Source organism: Parabacteroides sp. KHUB-01, from assembly GCF_056640935.1.
Genome location: NZ_CM153256.1, coordinates 3,403,541 through 3,421,546, shown reverse-complemented (window position 1 = coordinate 3,421,546; position 18,006 = coordinate 3,403,541). Strand labels below are relative to the sequence as shown.

Annotated in this window: 17 protein-coding genes, 1 tRNA gene and 1 pseudogene; 13 read left to right on the top strand and 6 right to left on the bottom strand. The window is 36.5% G+C overall.

What is annotated here, in order from left to right:
• The first annotated feature begins 67 nt into the window (after nucleotides 1–67).
• From ACYIAR_RS14480 to miaA, 8 genes and pseudogenes are all read left to right on the top strand, one after another.
• Nucleotides 68–1,237: an AIR synthase-related protein gene (locus tag ACYIAR_RS14480; RefSeq protein WP_480330560.1), complete on the top strand. Its 1,170-nt coding sequence runs from the start codon at nucleotides 68–70 to the stop codon at nucleotides 1,235–1,237.
• A 19-nt stretch (nucleotides 1,238–1,256) separates the two neighbouring features.
• Nucleotides 1,257–2,369, top strand: a pseudogene (gene prfA / locus ACYIAR_RS14475) (peptide chain release factor 1).
• An 83-nt stretch (nucleotides 2,370–2,452) separates the two neighbouring features.
• Nucleotides 2,453–3,283, top strand: coding sequence for an orotidine-5'-phosphate decarboxylase (pyrF, locus tag ACYIAR_RS14470; protein WP_480330558.1), 831 nt, complete (start codon nucleotides 2,453–2,455; stop codon nucleotides 3,281–3,283).
• A gap of 91 nt (nucleotides 3,284–3,374) precedes the next feature.
• Entirely contained in the window at nucleotides 3,375–4,415 is a 1,041-nt protein-coding gene (gene lpxD, locus ACYIAR_RS14465; protein WP_480330556.1) for a UDP-3-O-(3-hydroxymyristoyl)glucosamine N-acyltransferase, read from the top strand.
• 9 nt (nucleotides 4,416–4,424) lie between these two features.
• Entirely contained in the window at nucleotides 4,425–5,810 is a 1,386-nt protein-coding gene (locus ACYIAR_RS14460) for a bifunctional UDP-3-O-[3-hydroxymyristoyl] N-acetylglucosamine deacetylase/3-hydroxyacyl-ACP dehydratase (protein WP_480330554.1), read from the top strand.
• 18 nt (nucleotides 5,811–5,828) lie between these two features.
• Nucleotides 5,829–6,617 carry an acyl-ACP--UDP-N-acetylglucosamine O-acyltransferase gene (gene lpxA / locus ACYIAR_RS14455; protein ID WP_480330552.1) on the top strand — a complete coding sequence of 263 codons (789 nt, stop codon included), beginning with the start codon at nucleotides 5,829–5,831 and terminating at the stop codon, nucleotides 6,615–6,617.
• A 188-nt stretch (nucleotides 6,618–6,805) separates the two neighbouring features.
• Nucleotides 6,806–7,375, top strand: coding sequence for an IS1096 element passenger TnpR family protein (locus tag ACYIAR_RS14450; RefSeq protein WP_480330550.1), 570 nt, complete (start codon nucleotides 6,806–6,808; stop codon nucleotides 7,373–7,375).
• Nucleotides 7,375–8,280, top strand: coding sequence for a tRNA (adenosine(37)-N6)-dimethylallyltransferase MiaA (miaA, locus tag ACYIAR_RS14445; protein WP_480330549.1), 906 nt, complete (start codon nucleotides 7,375–7,377; stop codon nucleotides 8,278–8,280). Before ACYIAR_RS14450 ends, miaA begins: the two co-directional genes overlap by 1 nt.
• 116 nt (nucleotides 8,281–8,396) lie before the next feature.
• Here the strand turns inward: miaA and menA are convergent, their stop codons facing one another.
• A complete protein-coding gene (gene menA / locus ACYIAR_RS14440) occupies nucleotides 8,397–9,290 on the bottom strand; it encodes a 1,4-dihydroxy-2-naphthoate octaprenyltransferase (RefSeq protein ID WP_480330547.1) in 894 nt (297 codons plus the stop codon).
• Between the two features lie 79 nt (nucleotides 9,291–9,369).
• Here menA and ACYIAR_RS14435 point away from each other — a divergent pair, with 79 nt between their 5' ends.
• The 4 genes from ACYIAR_RS14435 to ACYIAR_RS14420 all read left to right on the top strand — a co-directional run bounded on the left by ACYIAR_RS14435 (nucleotide 9,370) and on the right by ACYIAR_RS14420 (nucleotide 11,790).
• Entirely contained in the window at nucleotides 9,370–9,774 is a 405-nt protein-coding gene (locus tag ACYIAR_RS14435; RefSeq protein ID WP_480330545.1) for a hypothetical protein, read from the top strand.
• A 302-nt stretch (nucleotides 9,775–10,076) separates the two neighbouring features.
• A complete protein-coding gene (locus ACYIAR_RS14430; RefSeq protein ID WP_480330543.1) occupies nucleotides 10,077–10,274 on the top strand; it encodes a hypothetical protein in 198 nt (65 codons plus the stop codon).
• Nucleotides 10,275–10,307: 33 nt separating this feature from the next.
• The gene (locus ACYIAR_RS14425) at nucleotides 10,308–10,502 is read left to right on the top strand and encodes a hypothetical protein (protein WP_480330541.1); all 195 of its coding nucleotides are present in this window, start codon (nucleotides 10,308–10,310) and stop codon (nucleotides 10,500–10,502) included.
• A 580-nt stretch (nucleotides 10,503–11,082) separates the two neighbouring features.
• Nucleotides 11,083–11,790 carry a nucleoside-specific channel-forming Tsx family protein gene (locus tag ACYIAR_RS14420; RefSeq protein WP_480330539.1) on the top strand — a complete coding sequence of 236 codons (708 nt, stop codon included), beginning with the start codon at nucleotides 11,083–11,085 and terminating at the stop codon, nucleotides 11,788–11,790.
• Between the two features lie 79 nt (nucleotides 11,791–11,869).
• On the opposite strand, the gene ACYIAR_RS14415 is transcribed toward ACYIAR_RS14420, so the two are convergent.
• A complete protein-coding gene (locus ACYIAR_RS14415; protein ID WP_480330537.1) occupies nucleotides 11,870–12,772 on the bottom strand; it encodes a glycosyltransferase family protein in 903 nt (300 codons plus the stop codon).
• A gap of 125 nt (nucleotides 12,773–12,897) precedes the next feature.
• Here ACYIAR_RS14415 and ACYIAR_RS14410 point away from each other — a divergent pair, with 125 nt between their 5' ends.
• Nucleotides 12,898–14,949 carry a M13 family metallopeptidase gene (locus ACYIAR_RS14410; protein ID WP_480330535.1) on the top strand — a complete coding sequence of 684 codons (2,052 nt, stop codon included), beginning with the start codon at nucleotides 12,898–12,900 and terminating at the stop codon, nucleotides 14,947–14,949.
• Nucleotides 14,950–15,129: 180 nt separating this feature from the next.
• Here ACYIAR_RS14410 and ACYIAR_RS14405 read toward each other — a convergent pair whose 3' ends face one another.
• From ACYIAR_RS14405 to ACYIAR_RS14390, 4 genes are all read right to left on the bottom strand, one after another.
• Complete coding sequence (locus ACYIAR_RS14405; RefSeq protein WP_480330533.1) at nucleotides 15,130–16,110, bottom strand: dihydroorotate dehydrogenase-like protein; 981 nt, start codon at nucleotides 16,108–16,110, stop codon at nucleotides 15,130–15,132.
• A 49-nt stretch (nucleotides 16,111–16,159) separates the two neighbouring features.
• Nucleotides 16,160–16,828: a YggS family pyridoxal phosphate-dependent enzyme gene (locus ACYIAR_RS14400; protein ID WP_480330531.1), complete on the bottom strand. Its 669-nt coding sequence runs from the start codon at nucleotides 16,826–16,828 to the stop codon at nucleotides 16,160–16,162.
• Nucleotides 16,829–16,852: 24 nt separating this feature from the next.
• Nucleotides 16,853–17,365, bottom strand: coding sequence for a DUF4494 domain-containing protein (locus tag ACYIAR_RS14395; protein ID WP_480330529.1), 513 nt, complete (start codon nucleotides 17,363–17,365; stop codon nucleotides 16,853–16,855).
• A gap of 206 nt (nucleotides 17,366–17,571) precedes the next feature.
• Nucleotides 17,572–17,645: transfer RNA gene (locus ACYIAR_RS14390), tRNA-Thr, on the bottom strand.
• Between the last annotated feature and the right edge of the window lie 361 nt (nucleotides 17,646–18,006).

Genomic DNA, 18,006 nt, shown 5'->3' with positions numbered 1-18,006 from the left:
AATCATTACGACAATTATTGTAAAACTTGAATAATTATAATATCTTTGCGGTTCAAATACTATAAAAATGAGCGATCAACGTTATAATCTGCGCGGTGTATCCGCATCAAAAGAAGATGTTCATAATGCAATAAAGAACATCGATAAGGGTATTTTCCCAAAAGCATTCTGTAAAATCATCCCTGATATTTTGGGTGGTGACCCTGAGTATTGTAATATTATGCATGCTGATGGAGCTGGAACAAAATCTTCATTAGCATATATGTATTGGAAAGAAACAGGAGATCTTTCTGTATGGAAAGGAATAGCGCAGGATGCTCTGATTATGAACATCGACGATTTACTGTGCGTTGGTGCAGTTGATAATATCCTAGTTTCATCAACTATTGGACGTAATAAACTGTTAGTTCCTGGAGAGGTTATATCTGCTATTATAAACGGAACTGATGAACTTCTTGCAGAACTCAGAGAGATGGGTGTTGGTGTATACGCTACAGGAGGTGAAACTGCAGACGTTGGCGACCTCGTTCGCACAATTATTGTTGACAGTACAGTGACATGTCGTATGAAACGTGCAGATGTAATCAACAATGCAAACATTCGTCCGGGTGATGTAATTGTCGGACTTGCATCTTTTGGACAAGCAACATACGAAAAAGAATATAACGGCGGTATGGGAAGTAACGGACTTACCAGCGCTCGCCATGATGTTTTCGCAAAATATCTGGCAGAAAAATATCCAGAAAGTTATGATGCTGCTGTTCCTGAAGATTTGGTTTATTCAGGCAATCTTAAATTAACAGACGAAGTAGAAGGTTCTCCTCTTAATGCTGGAAAATTAGTTCTATCTCCAACTCGTACATATGCTCCAGTAGTAAAAAAACTTTTGGATGCTTTACGTCCAAATATTCATGGAATGGTTCACTGTTCAGGCGGTGCTCAAACTAAAGTTCTTCATTTTGTTGGAGACAACTGCAGAGTAGTAAAAGACAACCTATTCCCTGTTCCTCCATTGTTCCGCACAATAAAGGAACAAAGTAATACTGACTGGTCAGAAATGTATAAAGTATTCAATATGGGTCATCGTTTGGAAGTATACCTTTCTGCTGAATATGCTGAAGAAGTAATCGCTATAAGCAAATCTTTCGGTATCGACGCTCAGATTATTGGTCATATTGAAGAAAGTAACAAGAAAGAATTGATAATTAAATCAGAATTCGGAGAATTCAAATACTAATATTTCTTTTTATCCAAGAATGGCAGAGAACAATTCATTATTAAACAGACTTGACGGTTTGGTTTCAAGATTCGAAGAGGTATCAACTTTGATAACAGACCCTTCGGTAATTGCTGATATGAAACGTTTCGTTAAGCTGAATAAAGAATACAAGGATTTGGAGAAAATCGTTAAGACCAGAGAAGAGTATGTAAACACTCTCAACGGTATAAACGAAGCCCGTAGCATTTTGGACACTGAGCAAGATCAGGAAATGAGAGAACTTGCCAGGGAAGAGCTAGAAACATGTAGTGCTAGGATTCCGGAACTGGAAGAAGAAATCAAACTGTTACTTGTGCCCGCTGATCCTGAAGATGATAAAAATGCCATTGTAGAAATCAGAGGAGGTACAGGAGGTGATGAAGCTGCTATTTTTGCCGGTGATTTATACAGAATGTATGTAAAATATTGCGAGGCAAAAGGCTGGAAAATTTCTGTATCCAGCTTCAATGAAGGTTCTGCCGGAGGTTATAAAGAAATTATATTCACAGTGAGTGGAGAAAAAGTATACGGAACTATGAAATATGAATCTGGTGTTCATAGAGTTCAACGTGTACCCGCAACTGAAACGCAGGGACGTGTACACACCTCTGCTGCTACAGTAGCAGTTCTTCCCGAAGCTGATGAGTTTGACGTTGAGATTAATGAAGGTGAAATTAAATGGGATACTTTCCGTTCAGGAGGCGCAGGTGGACAGAACGTAAATAAGGTTGAATCTGGTGTCCGTTTGCGTTACATATGGAAAAATCCTATAACTGGTGTCAGTGAGGAAATTCTTATTGAATGTACAGAAACCAGAGACCAGCCAAAGAACAAAGAAAGAGCTTTGACCCGTCTGCGTTCGTTCATCTATGATAAGGAACATCAGAAATATCTTGATGACATAGCAAGTAAACGCAAGACAATGGTTTCTACAGGTGACCGTTCGGCTAAAATACGTACATACAATTATCCTCAAGGACGTATCACCGATCATAGAATAAATTACACAATATACAATTTATAGGCATTTATGGATGGAGATATACAAGGTTGTATCGACCAACTTATAGTTGCCGAAAACGCAGAAAGATTAAAAGAATCAGAGTTGTAAAAATTTTGTTGGTTAATTGGATATTAATATTGTATCATACAATTAACCAACAAATACATATCAGCTCAAAAAAATCAAAGCATATGAACAAGCAACAGTTATTTGAAAATATCAAGAAAAAGCAGTCTTTTCTTTGTGTAGGTCTTGATACAGACATAAAAAAAATTCCTCAGCACCTTTTAAACGAGGAAGATCCTATATTTGCTTTCAACAAAGCAATAATTGATGCTACTGCAGATTTCTGTGTTGCATATAAACCAAACTTGGCTTTTTATGAAAGCATGGGAGTTCAGGGTATGATGTCTTTCGAGAAAACAGTAAAATATTTAAGAGATAACTATCCTGATCAGTTTATAATTGCTGATGCAAAACGTGGTGATATTGGAAATACATCAGAAATGTATGCACGTTCATTTTTTGATCACATCAAGGTTGATGCTGTTACTGTTGCCCCTTACATGGGAGAAGACAGCGTAAAACCATTCCTAATATATCCGGAAGCTTGGGTAATTCTATTAGCCCTTACATCAAATAAAGGCTCACATGATTTCCAACTTACTGAAGATGCAAACGGAGAACGTTTGTTTGAAAAGGTTCTTAAGAAATCTCAGGAATGGGCTAGTGACGAACAGATGATGTACGTAGTAGGAGCAACACAAGGAAGCATGTTCCTTGATATCCGTAAACATGCTCCAAATCATTTCCTACTTGTTCCTGGTGTAGGCGCACAAGGAGGAAGCCTTGCTGAAGTAGCTAAATATGGAATGAATGATCAGTGCGGACTACTAGTAAACTCTTCAAGAGCTATAATATATGTAGACAAAACTGAGAATTTTGCAGCTGCATCACGCGAAGCAGCTAAACAAGTACAAACAGAAATGGCTGGCTATCTGAAAGAAAGAGGATTAATTTAACAAAATAATTCATTAAAGAATAACACTAGTTTACTCGTATTAATAAAAATATTTTTATAGTAAATCATAGTGTAATAATATTTGAATAGTAATGGAGTTTTCAGCCCAACAAATTGCAGCCTTCCTGAATGGGACAGTAGAAGGTGATCCAGATGTAAAAGTAAGCAATTTCTCAAAAATAGAAGAAGGTAAAATAGGAACTTTGACATTCCTTGCAAATCCTAAATATGAGCATTATATATACAATACTAAAGCTAGTATTGTATTAGTTAATAATGATTTTACCCCTTCAGGCATAGTTCCAGCAACATTGATAAGAGTGGATAATGCTTATGCATCTTTAGCTATGTTGCTTAATATGGTTGAACAGAGTAAAAAGAAAGAAAACGGTATTGATTCAACTGCATTTATTGCTAAATCAGCATCCGTTGACGAAAATGCTTACATTGGTGCTTTTGCATATATTGGTAATAATGCTAAAGTTGGAAAAAACTGTAGAATTTATCCATATGCTTATGTAGGAGATAATGTTATTATTGGTGACAACACTGTTTTATATCCTCACGTAACTATATATGAAGGTTGCGTTGTGGGATGTAACTGTATTCTACATGCTGGTTCTGTTGTCGGTTCGGACGGTTTTGGTTTCGCTCCTGAGGGTGAGACATACAAGAAAATTCCACAATTAGGAAATGTTGTAATTGAAGATGATGTTGAAATCGGAGCAAATACAACTATAGACCGAGCTGTTATGGATTCAACCATTTTAAGACGCGGAGTTAAGTTAGATAATCTTGTACAGATTGCGCACAATGTTGAAGTTGGAGAAAATACAGTGATGGCTGCACAAGTTGGTATCGCAGGCTCTGTCAAAATTGGAAAACACTGTATGTTCGGAGGTCAAGTTGGGCTAGCTGGGCATATAAAGATTGCCGACCATGTGAACTTTGGGGCTCAATCAGGTGTTATCAGTGATATAAAAGAAGCAACGACGGTCTTAGGAGCTCCAGCAATACCTGCAAAAAACTTCATGCGTTCAAGTGCGATCTTTGGTCGTTTGCCTGAAATGTATAGGACTATAGGACAATTACAACGTGAGATTGAAGAACTAAAAAAAGAATTAAATAAATAAAGGCGAATTATGCAGAAACAAAATACGCTTGCTGCAAGTTTTACCTTGCAAGGTAAAGGTTTACATACAGGATTAGAAATAACAATTACATTTAATCCTGCTCCAGAAAACCACGGATACAAAATCAAACGTTCGGATTTGGAAGGCGAACCAGTGATTGATGCCATTGCTGAAAATGTTGTAAACACTCAACGAGGTACTGTTCTATCAAAAGGTAATGTACAAGTAAGTACTATAGAACATGCGATGGCAGCTTTATATGCTATGGGTATAGATAACTGTCTTATAGAAGTTAATGCTCCTGAATTCCCTATATTGGACGGTAGTTCTAAATTCTATGTTGAAAACATTAAAGCTGTAGGTCTTAAAGAACAGAATGCAGCCAAAGATTTCTATATTGTAAAGAATAAAATAGAAGTCAAGGATGAAGAATCTGGTTCTGTCATTACAATTCTTCCTGATGACAAATTCAGCGTAAACGTTCTTATTTCCTATGACTCTCCTGTATTGTCAAACCAATTTGCTACTTTAGATAACATATCTGATTTTGCGGATGAAATAGCTTCATCAAGAACATTTGTTTTCGTACGTGAAATTGAAATGTTATTGCAGAACAATCTTATCAAGGGTGGAGACTTGGATAATGCTATTGTCATTTACGACCAAAAGACATCTCAGGAATCTCTTGATAAACTTGCTGACATGATGTGCCAGCCTCATAAGAATGTTCAAGAACTTGGATATATAAATAATAAACCTCTTGTTTTTGAAAATGAACCGGCACGTCACAAATTGCTTGATATAATAGGAGACTTAGCACTTACTGGAAAAGCTATCAAAGGACGTGTAATTGCAATGCATCCAGGTCATGGTATCAACAATAAAATGGCTCGTCTTATCAGGAAAGACATTAAACTTAATGATGTTCAGGCTCCGGTATATAATCCTAATGCAACTCCTATTATGGATATAAACCGTATCCGTGAACTTTTGCCTCACAGATATCCGTTCTTGCTAGTTGATAAGATTATAGAAATTGGAGAGAACCATATAGTTGGTGTAAAGAATATAACAAACGACGAACCATTTTTCCAAGGACATTTCCCACAAGAGCCAGTGATGCCTGGTGTACTTCAGGTTGAAGCAATGGCACAAACTGGAGGTCTGCTTGTATTGAATTCTGTTGACGAACCAGAACGTTATTCTACCTATTTCATGAAGATTGACGGTGTTAAATTCAGACAGAAAGTCGTTCCTGGTGATACTCTTATCCTTCGACTAGAATTGTTAGCTCCTATCAGACGAGGAATTTCCACAATGAAAGGCTATGTCTTCGTAGGAGACAAACTTGTCAGTGAAGCTGAATTCATGGCACAAATTATCAAGAATAAATAACTAAATTAGAATATAAATATGAGTCATTCTCCATTAGCTGTTATACATCCGGAAGCAAAAATCGGAGAAAATGTAACAATTGATCCGTTTGCAGTGATTGAAAAAGATGTTGTTATTGGTGACAATTGTCATATATTCTCTCATGCAGTAATTTTAGACGGAGCTCGTATCGGAAATAATTGTAAAATTTTCCCAGGAGCTGTAGTTGCTGGTATTCCACAGGATTTAAAATTCAAAGGTGAAGTAACCACTGCTGTTATCGGAGATAATACAACATTACGTGAATGTGTTACTGTAAACCTAGGTACAGCTTCTAAAGGAACAACTATAGTTGGAAAGAATTGTCTTATAATGGCTTATTCTCATATTGCCCATGATTGTGTATTGAAAGATAACATAATAATTGGCAATGCATCCCAAATTGCTGGAGAAGTTGAAATAGATGATTTTGCCATAGTAAGTGGAGGTTCATTGGTCCATCAATTCTCAAGGATTTCCAAACATGTTATGATTCAAGGAGGTTCAAGAATAGGAAAAGATATACCTCCATACACTTTGATTGGTCGTGATCCTATTGTTTATTGTGGAATCAATATTGTAGGTCTGAGACGAAGAGGATTTACAAACCAGCAGGTATATCTGATTCAGGATATATACAGAACACTCTATACAAGAGGTCTTAATAATTCAGATGCTTTAAAAGCAATTGAAACTGAATATGAACCAAGTGAAGAAAGAGATTTGATTCTTAATTTCATTAAATCTTCCAAAAGAGGTATCGTAAGAGGTTCTATTGACGAATTATAACCATAATTATTTTCTTATAAGAGACGCTTTGATGCATGTAAAATCTACATCAAAGCGTCTCTTTTTTTTATAATATAAACTATATTACAGCCAGACGAAAAAGAAACATTCACCCCTCACCTTTTAACTCCATATTCGTATAAATAAATTATTTTTACTATTTTTGGAGCATCAAAAAAACATTAATTATGGTATATAGATTCTTACTTTTATCAGACGAAGTTGAAGACTTCAAAAGAGAAATCCAAATAGATTCTGAAGCAACATTCCTGGATTTGCACAATGCAATACTAGATTCAGTAGGTTATACAAAAGACCAGATGACATCATTCTTCATTTGTGAAGATGACTGGAGTAAAACTACAGAAATCACACTAATGGAAATGGATACTTCTTCTGATGTAGATAATTATACAATGGAAGATACTCACCTTGATGAACTTCTCCAAGATGAACATCAAAAGCTATTGTACGTTTTTGATTATATGACAGAACGTGCATTCTTTATGGAGCTGCGTGAAATCATAACAAATAAAGATTTGGACAAAGCTGTATGTACAAAATCTAAAGGTGTTCCTCCAGTGCAGTTAATGTCTTTCGATGATTTCGACACAAAACTTGCAGCTTCATCTTCTACAGATTTGGGAGAAGATTTCTATGGCGACTCTGAATATGATATCGACGAACTTGACAAAGATAGTTTTGAAGGATTTGGAGACAGCGCCATGAGTAATCCATATGATGACGACCGTTATTAATGGATAAATATCTGATAATAATCTTAGGTCCTACTGGCGTAGGAAAAACAGAGTTGAGCCTTCGTATAGCAGAAAAACTTGGTTCTCCGATTATTTCTGCCGACTCCAGACAGTTGTACAAGGACATTCCTATTGGAACTGCTGCACCAACGGCTGAACAGATGAAGCGTGTAAAACACTATATGGTTGGGACATTGGATTTGAATGATTACTATAGTGCCAGCCAATTCGAAGAAGATGTAATAAGTCTATTAGGTGATTTGCACAAAACTATTCCAGCAGTTGTTATGACCGGAGGTTCCATGATGTATATCGACGCCGTAACAAAGGGCATCGATGATATCCCAACGGTAAGAGCAGACATACGCCAGCAGGTATGGAAAGATTATGAGGAAAAAGGCCTTGCTCCTATTCTTGAGGAATTGAAACGCTGTGACCCCATCCATTACGAAGAAGTGGACAGGAACAATTACAAAAGAGTGGTTCATGCCGTTGAAATTTGCAGGCAAACAGGAATGCCTTATTCTTCATTCAGAACCAAAAGCCGCAAAGAAAGAGATTTCAAAATAATCCAGATTGGTCTGAAACGTGACAGAGAAGAATTATGCGATAGAATTAATCTTAGAGTTGATTCTATGATGGAAGAAGGTTTACTTGAAGAAGCAAAGAAAGTATATCCTTTGAAACATCTGAATTCTCTCAATACGGTAGGATTTAAAGAATTGTTCAATTATTTTGATGGTGAATGGACTTTGGATTTCGCTATTGAAAAAATAAAACGCAATAGCAGGGTTTACGCCAGAAAACAAATGACATGGTTCAAACGCGATAATGAAATCAAATGGTTCAATCCGGACGATGAAACTGAAATTATGGAATATATTGAACAATGCATCAATAAGTAATTGATATTCCACTACAATTTGGAAACACATTATAAGAAAGCTATAATTCATAAAAAAGGTCGTTATGTATCATAAAAAACATAACGACCTTTTTTTAAAAACATAGTTACAAAACTTCAGATTCCAAATATAAGGAACAATGATAATATTAACGCAAAAACAAACTCATTGCGAGCTGTATCACCTAAAACCTTGTTCAAAGCTCTTCCCTCTAATCGAGATAAATCAATCCACGACTTTACGAAAAGGACAAAAAAAGCAGAGAAAAGCAAGATGAAAATAATCGAAGCATTCAACAACAATGGAAATATTAGCGCTACAGCAATTATTCCATTCAATAGATAAATATATTTCCCAAATGTCCGGCCAAATATCACAATTGAAGTTCTCTTGCCAACTGCCTTATCCTGATAATAATCTCTATAATTGTTAACAATCAGAATATTGACAGACAAAACTCCTAAAGCTATAGATAACAATAATGACAGCAAACTGAAGTGCAAACATTGAACATAGTAAGTGAAACAAACCGGAACAATTCCATAGAACAATAACACGCAAACATCACCAAGACCATTATAAGCTAAAGGATAAGGACCTGTGGAATATGCCAACACACAAACTGCTATTGCCAAACCTACAGGAACAAGCTCCCATCCGCCATAAGGAATAAGCATACAACCGAAAAGACAAGCCAAAACCAATGTGATAACCGTCGCCTTCAACATATCCTTAGGTTTTATCCAGCCTTGAGCCACTGCCCTTTCCGGCCCCAGACGGTCCGCACCGTCTGCTCCTTTCTTAAAATCAAAATAATCATTGGCAAAATTACTCGCAATCTGAGCAAACAATGCAACCAGAAAACATAAAACTGCCGGAACAAGCAACAGCATTCCACCATTATCCCTATATGCCAATGCACATCCCAACAACACTGGGCTTAATGAAGCCGGCAAAGTCTTTGGCCTCGCTGCTTTGAGCCAAAGAGAAACAGAACTAATAAATCTCATTACATTTTTTTTTGCAAAAATAGGAACAAAAAACACAGATAATACCCTTTGTTTTCAAAAAACCTTATATATTTGCTGCGTGAAACAAATATTATACATATTCGGTCTGCTGTTCGCTTTATTTTTGTTTTCTCCAGAGAAAGCATTGCAAAATAAAGAGGATGTTTTCTTATGTAATACAGAAACTATTACACAAGAGGACAGTTCTTCTGATATGCAGCACCAGATAAGTATACTAAGTAATGATTTGAAAAGCAATAATCTTCTCACTCCACGCAGAGCTTTTCAAATAAGCAGTAACGCAACTTCACTTCGCGTTCTTGACACATCGACTTATCGTTTAATACAATATTTGAGAGTAAAAAATCTTACAAATTTATCAAAGACACAGGAACAGAGTGCATTCGTACGTTCTGTTACCTGCTCTTCCCTATTCTGCAGTATGGCTCACCACGTATTTGCCATGCGTAAACTAATCATTTAGACTAATCCGTATTCTATTCTGCAAAGAGTGGCTTTTATCTAATCATCTAAGCTTCTCTCGAGGATATATATGCCTTTCACTAACTTATATACACCAAGCATATATTCCTTTCCTGATATTTTTATTACTCTAATTTTTTTCTGATGGATACAAACCATGGTATATGTTTTTGTATCCCAAAGAATAATATTGTCTAATCATAACTAAAACAGAAGAGTTTAGTAACCTGTAAGTTTTCTAATTGATTTAAACCGGGAACTTGCAAGATTACAAACCCCTCTAATTCTAAAATTATAATACATATGGCAACTAAAAATAAAAAAATGACAATTTGGTTTTCAATATTCGTAACTATCGTTGGATGCGTTTTGGCATGTAGTTCTATAATTCCAAATGATTATATCAAATTACTTATTGTATTATTGACTTTAGGTGGCGGTATATATGGAATTATGAAAAGCCTAAGCAACGAAGTTGAATCAGAAGAGATTAATAACTAACAAATAACAAACAATATAAAAACAAATAGTATCATGAAAGTAAATAAAGATTTAGCAGATGCAGTGATGATGGTTTCATGCATCATCTTGGTGTTAGCCGGAACAAGTGATTTTGAAAGTAGTTCAATGAAAACTATCTTGATGTCAGTTCTTGGCATTTTAGCTGTAGGTATGGGAGCTGCCCGTGTTTATGGTTCAAGACAGAACAATCAGCACGAAGCTAACTAACCCTTCTATCATAAATTATTGACATAACTTTTATATTCTCGAATTCCCTGGTTGTCGCTTCGGCGTGACCCCGCGGTTATCTGAGATTCATTTTTCTGCCTATTTCAATAAAACTTGCTGTTACTTGGATAGAGTGTTCCACACTTGGCAACAGAGGGACGAGAGATAAATTAGAGGCAGTGCGACTCAATCGCACTGCCTTTTATTGTTTGTCTAACACTGTCTCTCTCTTCCCATAATCTGATAATAAAAGAAACTATCCGACAAACTGTTTCAAACTTTATGCTAATGATTCACATATTCCATAATATGTGAAAAACTTTTTCCATATATTATGAAAATCTTTTTTCATATATTGTGAAAATTTTGTTTCATATATTATGAAAAAAGTTTTTCAGTACATAGAAATACGATGAAAATATAATTAATTATAATACAGCATTTTACACATTTAAGCCTATAAATAGAATATCTATATTCATTTTGTGGAAACATATCAGCTCAAATTCTCATATTCTTTACCTAAAATCATATAAAAATATCTTAACTTTGCGACCTCAAATTTCTATAAATTAACTGTATGAAAAGAATCTTCATTTTATTATTTCTATTGACTTCTTTTATTGGACTTAATGCCCAGAACATCCAACTTCATTATGATTTGGGAAGCGCTCTTTACAATAACGACCTTAAAGACCGCCCAGTCGTTACAACTACAGTTGAAATGTTCAAACCTGATTCATGGGGAAGCACATATTTCTTCGTGGATATGGATTATACAAGCAAAGGTATCGCTTCTGCATACTGGGAAATCGCTAGAGAGCTTAAATTCTGGCAGCCACCATTTTCAATCCATGTAGAATATAACGGTGGATTGAACAACATGGCTTCATTCCAGAATGCATATCTTGGTGGTTTGACATATACATATAATAACAGCTCTTTCACCAAAGGATTCTCTCTTTCAGCCATGTACAAGTATATTCAGAAGCTTGAATCTCCAAACAATTTCCAGCTTACCGGAACTTGGTATCTGCACTTCGGGAAAAACGGAGTATGTACGTTCAGCGGCTTTGCTGATTTCTGGAGAGAAAAAGGAAACAATCCTCACGGCGATTTCATTTTCCTTTCAGAACCTCAATTCTGGCTTAATCTGAACAAATTGCCGAAAGTAAATGACAAGTTTAAATTAAGTGTCGGTACAGAAGTGGAATTAAGCAATAATTTCAGTTTCAGAAACGGATTTTATGCAATACCGACATTGGCAATCAAATGGTCTTTTGATTAATCATTTATATAATAAAGAAAAAAGACAGTGTTCCGTTTGGAGCACTGTCTTTTTCATATCTGTCAGTAAATTATCTTTATCAGAAAAGTTTTGAAGGATATTCACCGGCATCAACCAAAGCCTGGATTTTGTCAACCACGCCCTGACGGTCAGCTGCATAAGTTACGCCAAACCATTTTGAAGTTGTGTCAAGAACTTTTACTGTAGCCTTGCCTTTTGTAATAAGCTCATTAACCATCAATGGAATGAAATATTCGCACTTCAAGTTGCTGATATTTGCCTTAAGGAAATCTACGAAGTAATCTTCTGAATATTTGAAATAATCTGGAGTGAATCCCCACATATTCATTGAAACAGGAGTGTTTTCTTCCAATACAACCTTCTGACCGTTTTCGTCAACAAACTGAATGTCGCCGTCGATTCTTTCAATTGCTGTACGTTCAACAACGCCTGTCAAATATCCGTCAGCATTAGTTTCGCAAACACCACGAGCCACAGAACCACTTTCACTCAAAGTATTTCCTACGCGATAACCAACCATGCAATATTCGTTCTGTTTGCCAGCAACTTCAGAAAGCCATTTTCCCAGCACAGCAAAGCTGTCACGACCATAGAAATCATCAGCATTGATAACTGCAAAAGGTTCTTTGATAACATCCTTACCCATCAGAACAGCATGATTTGTTCCCCAAGGCTTTTCACGACCTTCAGGACAAGTGAATCCTTCAGGCAGATTATTCAAATCCTGGAATACAACTTCTACAGGAATATGATTTTCATATTTAGAAATAATCTTTTCACGGAAATCCTGCTCGAAAGATTTACGGATTACGAACACAATTTTGCCAAAACCACCGCGGATTGCATCAAATATTGAATAGTCCATAATAGTTTCACCATTAGGTCCGAGTCCATCTAACTGCTTAAGACCACCATAACGGCTACCCATACCGGCAGCCAAAACAAACAATGTAGGTTTCATCACTATATATTTTAATGTTTTATTTATAAACTGAGACAAATGTAAGTATTTGTTATGAATAATATTGCCTTTGGCTTTTGTTTTTTTATTACTTTTGTGCGCAGTTTTTTAGGCAAAAGAAAAAGATGAAAAAAACAAGAAATCTATTATTGCCAATCTTGGCAGCCGGAATGGTTGCTATGGCAAGTTGTACTTCTGCTCCCAAAACAGAAGCAGTTAAGAATCTGGCAATAGACCCAGCAAATCTAGACACAACAGTTGCTCCCGGCACAGACTTTTATCAATATGCCTGCGGAGGATGGATGAAAAATAATCCATTGAAACCGGAATATTCAAGATACGGAACTTTCAACCAGCTTATGGATGAGAATCAAGAACAGCTTCGTATATTGATTGAAGAACTGAGCTCTCAGCCTCAGGAAGCAGGAAGTGTTTCTCAAAAAATAGCAACGATGTATTCTCTTGCTCTTGACAGCGTTAAATCAAACGAACTTGGATATGAACCAATCAAAGAGCAGTTGAACGATATTATGCACCTTGCCTCAAAAGCAGAAGTTGCAAAAATGATTGCTACAATGCAAAGACAAGGTATGGCTCCTTATTTCGCATTCTTCGTAAGTGCTGACGATAAAAACAGCTCACAGAACATTGCAATGCTTTATCAAGCAGGCCTTGGAATGGGTGATAAAGACTATTATTTGCAGAACGATGACAACATGAAGAGCATCAGAGATGCTTATCATACTTATATCAACCATTTGTTTACAGCTATTGGTTCAAGTCCGGAACAGGCTGAAGCCGCTGTAAATTCTGTAATGAAAATCGAAACAGGAATCGCTGAAGCCTCATACAGCAGAGAGGACTTGAGAGATTCTCAGAAAAATTACAATAAAATTTCTGTTGAAGAACTTAAAAAGCAGAACAAGGCTTTCGATTGGGATGTTTATTTCGAAGCTTTAGGCGTTGCTGACCTGAAGGAAATCGACGTTAAGCAGATTGATTACTACAAGGCATTGGACAAATTCCTGAGCAATGCTTCTCTTGACGATCAGAAATACTATCTTGCATTCAACCTTATGGATGCTGCTGCTCCTTATCTGAGCGACAATTTTGTGGATGCAAACTTTGAATTCTATGGCAAAGTGATGTCAGGCCGCCAGGAACAGCAACCAAGATGGAAAAGAGCTATCAATTCTGTAAACGGAACATTGGGCGAAGCTGTTGGTGAAATGTATGTAAAGAAATATTTCCCTGCTTCATCAAAAGAGAAGATGATTACATTAGTAAACAATCTTCAGACAGCTTTGGGCGAAAGAATAAATGCTTTGGAATGGATGGGCGATTCAACAAAGATGAAGGCTCAGGAAAAACTGGCTTCATTCACTGTAAAAATCGGATATCCTGATAAATGGAGAGATTATTCTTCTTTGGAAATCAAAGATGACTCATATTGGGCAAATATTTGCCGTGCTAATACTTTCGAATTCGATTTCAATTTGTCTGAAGTAAACAAACCGGTTGACAAATCTCGTTGGCATATGACTCCACAGACTGTAAACGCATATTACAGCCCTAATACAAATGAAATCTGTTTTCCGGCAGCAATTCTTCAGCCTCCATTCTTCAATCCTGAAGCAGATGATGCTGTGAACTATGGTGCTATCGGTGTGGTAATCGGTCACGAAATGACTCACGGATTCGACGACCAGGGAAGAAATTATGATAAGGACGGAAACCTTTCAGACTGGTGGACAGAGGAAGATGCGAAACTGTTTGTTGAACGTGCTGAAGTTTTGGTAAAACAGTATGACGATATAATTGTTGTTGACACAGTTCATGCAAACGGACGTTTCACTCTCGGTGAAAACATCGCAGACCAGGGCGGTTTGCTTATTGCTCATCAGGCTTATATGAACAGCCTTAAAGGTAAAGAAACTCCTGCTCCTATCGAAGGTTTCACACACGAGCAGAGATTCTATCTTGGATATGCAACATTGTGGGGAATGAATATCCGTCCTGAGGAAATTGTAAGAATGACTAAGATTGACCCTCACTCTCTTGGAAAATGGCGTGTAAATGCTGCTTTGAAAAACATTGACAGCTTCTATGAAGCATTCAATATTAAAGAAGGCGATCCTATGTATCTTGCACCGGAAAAGAGAGTAAATATCTGGTAAAATACATTTAATCCTATATAATAAGGAGCAGAGCTGATAGTCGTGATTCGAATCACGACTATCAGCTCTGCTCCTTTTCTTTTAGGCTCTCTAACGCACGAACAGAAAAAAATGGAATCATAAATAAGCGATAAAGCTTAGTTTTATGATTCCATTTATATTTTTAAATTAAAAGTATTTTCAGTCTCTATTAGCAAAATACTTCATAAACTGAACTCTTTCATACATTGCAGGATTATCAATGTTTGAATAACTCAATTTTCCTACAAACTCAGGCAATGATTTGAAGTGAGCCTGTCCCATCCATTCTTCCACGCAAGTCAGAACTTGAGATATGATTTCAGTTCCATGAGTATAAATTGCACTACACATCTGAACAGCAGAAGCACCAGCCAACAGACATTTAATAACATCTTCCCAATCATGAATACCTGTTGATGAAGCAATACTTATACCTTTTACTTTTCCGCTTGTAATAGCTGTCCAACGTATTGTATCACTCAAATCAGAATGATTGCTGAACACCTGTCCTGAAACAAGCTGCATAGAATTTATATCTATATCCGGCTGATAGAATCTGTTAAACAAAACAACACCGGCAGCACCATTAGCTTTCAGAACATTTACCAATGCAGGAATATTCTCAATATATTTTCCCAACTTTATTATAATTGGAATAGAAACAGTCTCTTTAACTTTACGAAGAATATTCACATATAAAGATTGAATTCCGCCGTCGCAACTTCCTTCCATATCTGTTTCCAGGAAGAATACATTTAATTCCAAGGCATCAGCACCTGCAAGTTCAATCTGCTTTGCAAAATCAATCCATGAATCAGCCTTATAACAGTTGATACTTGCAATAATAGGAATAGAACACAGTTCTTTTGATTTCTTGATAATGTCCAGATAATTGTTAACCTGGTTCATTCTGGCATAAGTCCTGATATAATCTTCAGCTTCAGGATAATCAGAATGTTGAGAGAGCTGGTCGCTCTGCATTTCAATCTGTTCTTCAAACAATGATTTGAGAACGATGGCGCCTGCACCGGCTTTTTCATATTCTTTGTTTCGTTCCGGACTTAGAGTTAAACCGGAGCTACTAATAATGATAGGGTTACGAAGAGTAAGCCCTGCATATTCAGTTTTTAAATCTATCATGTCTGTATAGTTTTATGCTCTACACAAAAGTAAGCATTTATTTTATAATTCAATATTCTCTTTCGCCGAAAATATCTGTACCTATACGCACCATAGTGCTACCCTCTTCGACAGCAATATGATAATCATGGCTCATTCCCATCGAAATTGTCTTGAACTCAGAATTATCTGCAAAATATTTTTCCTTGAATTCAGTAAATAGAGAATGAAGTTCTTTAAACTCTTTGCGGATTTTTGACTCATCATCAGTGAAAGTAGCCATACCCATTACACCGGAAAACACCACGTTTTCAAATTCGCCGAGGTTTTCATCAAGCATCTGGCGGCATTCATCCGGATTAAACCCATGCTTCGAATCTTCTTCAGCCACATGAATTTCGAGCAACACGCGGATTTTTCTGTTGTTTTTCTTCGCCTGTTTCTCCACCTCACGCAAGAGTTTGAGCGAATCTATACTCTGTATAGTATGGATGAAAGGAGCGATTTCTTTAACTTTATTGGTTTGCAAAGTTCCAATAAAATGCCACTCTATATCTGCATATCGCAGGAGTTTCTCTTTCATGACAAGCTCCTGTGCACGACTTTCACCAAACACTCTTTGTCCGGCTTTATAAGCTTCATCAATAGCCTCAATTGGATGAAATTTCGACACAGCGACAAGCGTCACTTCCTTTGGAAGCGACGCCTTTATTTGTCTTATATTTTGAGATACACTCATTTCATTTTCTCCTTAAAAATATTATTATGCTTTCTGAGCTTTTTCTTCTGCTAATTTTTTCTGTTCAGCAATGAGTTCTTCACCACTTTTAGGTTCAGAAGGAATTTTGCTTGCACCGAATGGGAAAACATCCATCAAGGCAGTTTCAGCAACAGAAGCTATGACATAATCTGAAAGAGTTCCCTTCATTCCGTCTTCAAGAACAGAAATTGCTTCCTTCAAAGTGCAAGCCTGAGCCAGCATCTGTGCAGCTGTTTTTTTCTCAGCACCGCTTTTTTCGTCAAGTGTGATAAAATATACCTTTATTTTATAGAAACGGTCTCCATTCTCATTAAAGAACAACTCTGATATACGAGCACGCTTAATATCAGTGATAGTGAATTCACCCGTGATAAACGGACGTATTTCCTCTATGATACGGCTTTCTGCTTCTGTAAAAGACAAAGCATCTACCAAATAAGGTTCTGTAACTTTTTTCTGCATTCCGTTTTCAAGCATCTTTTCATAAGACACTTTACATTCAAACCAATTGTGCATTTTTATTCCTCAATTAAATTTTACAACACAAAGAATATGCCAAAGACACACTCCTTTTTCTTATGGCAAAATTAGTTTTTATTCGTCAATTAATCAAGAAGAGATATCAGCTTAATCAGCATTGAAACAATACTCATTATACATTATGAAGGGAAGCCGGGGAATAAAAAAAAGCGGAAACTCAGATTTGAGTTTCCGCTTTTTTGAGCCTCTTGTCGGATTCGAACCAACGACCCCGAGATTACAAATCACGTGCTCTGGCCAACTGAGCTAAAGAGGCAGGTGGGCAAGCTTGCTACATCGCGCCGCTACAACCAAGTACCCTTGCTACGGTCAAGTCCTGGGGGATTCCGAGGGAGCTTGCCGTGTAGGACTTACCCGAGTGCAAAAGTAGATATTATTTTTTATTCTGCAAGGGGTTTTGACAATATTTTTTCATACAAACACATAAGATACACAATAACAACAAATTAAGTCTATGTTAATATATGTAAATTCATTGTTATTCCTATAATGATATGTACTTAAAAATATATACGGATGTAAAATAGAATATATACGAACGTAAAATGAAATAAATACGGACGTAAATCTAACTACTTCCGTATATATTTTACAGGAATTGCCAGTGTAAAAGTCAT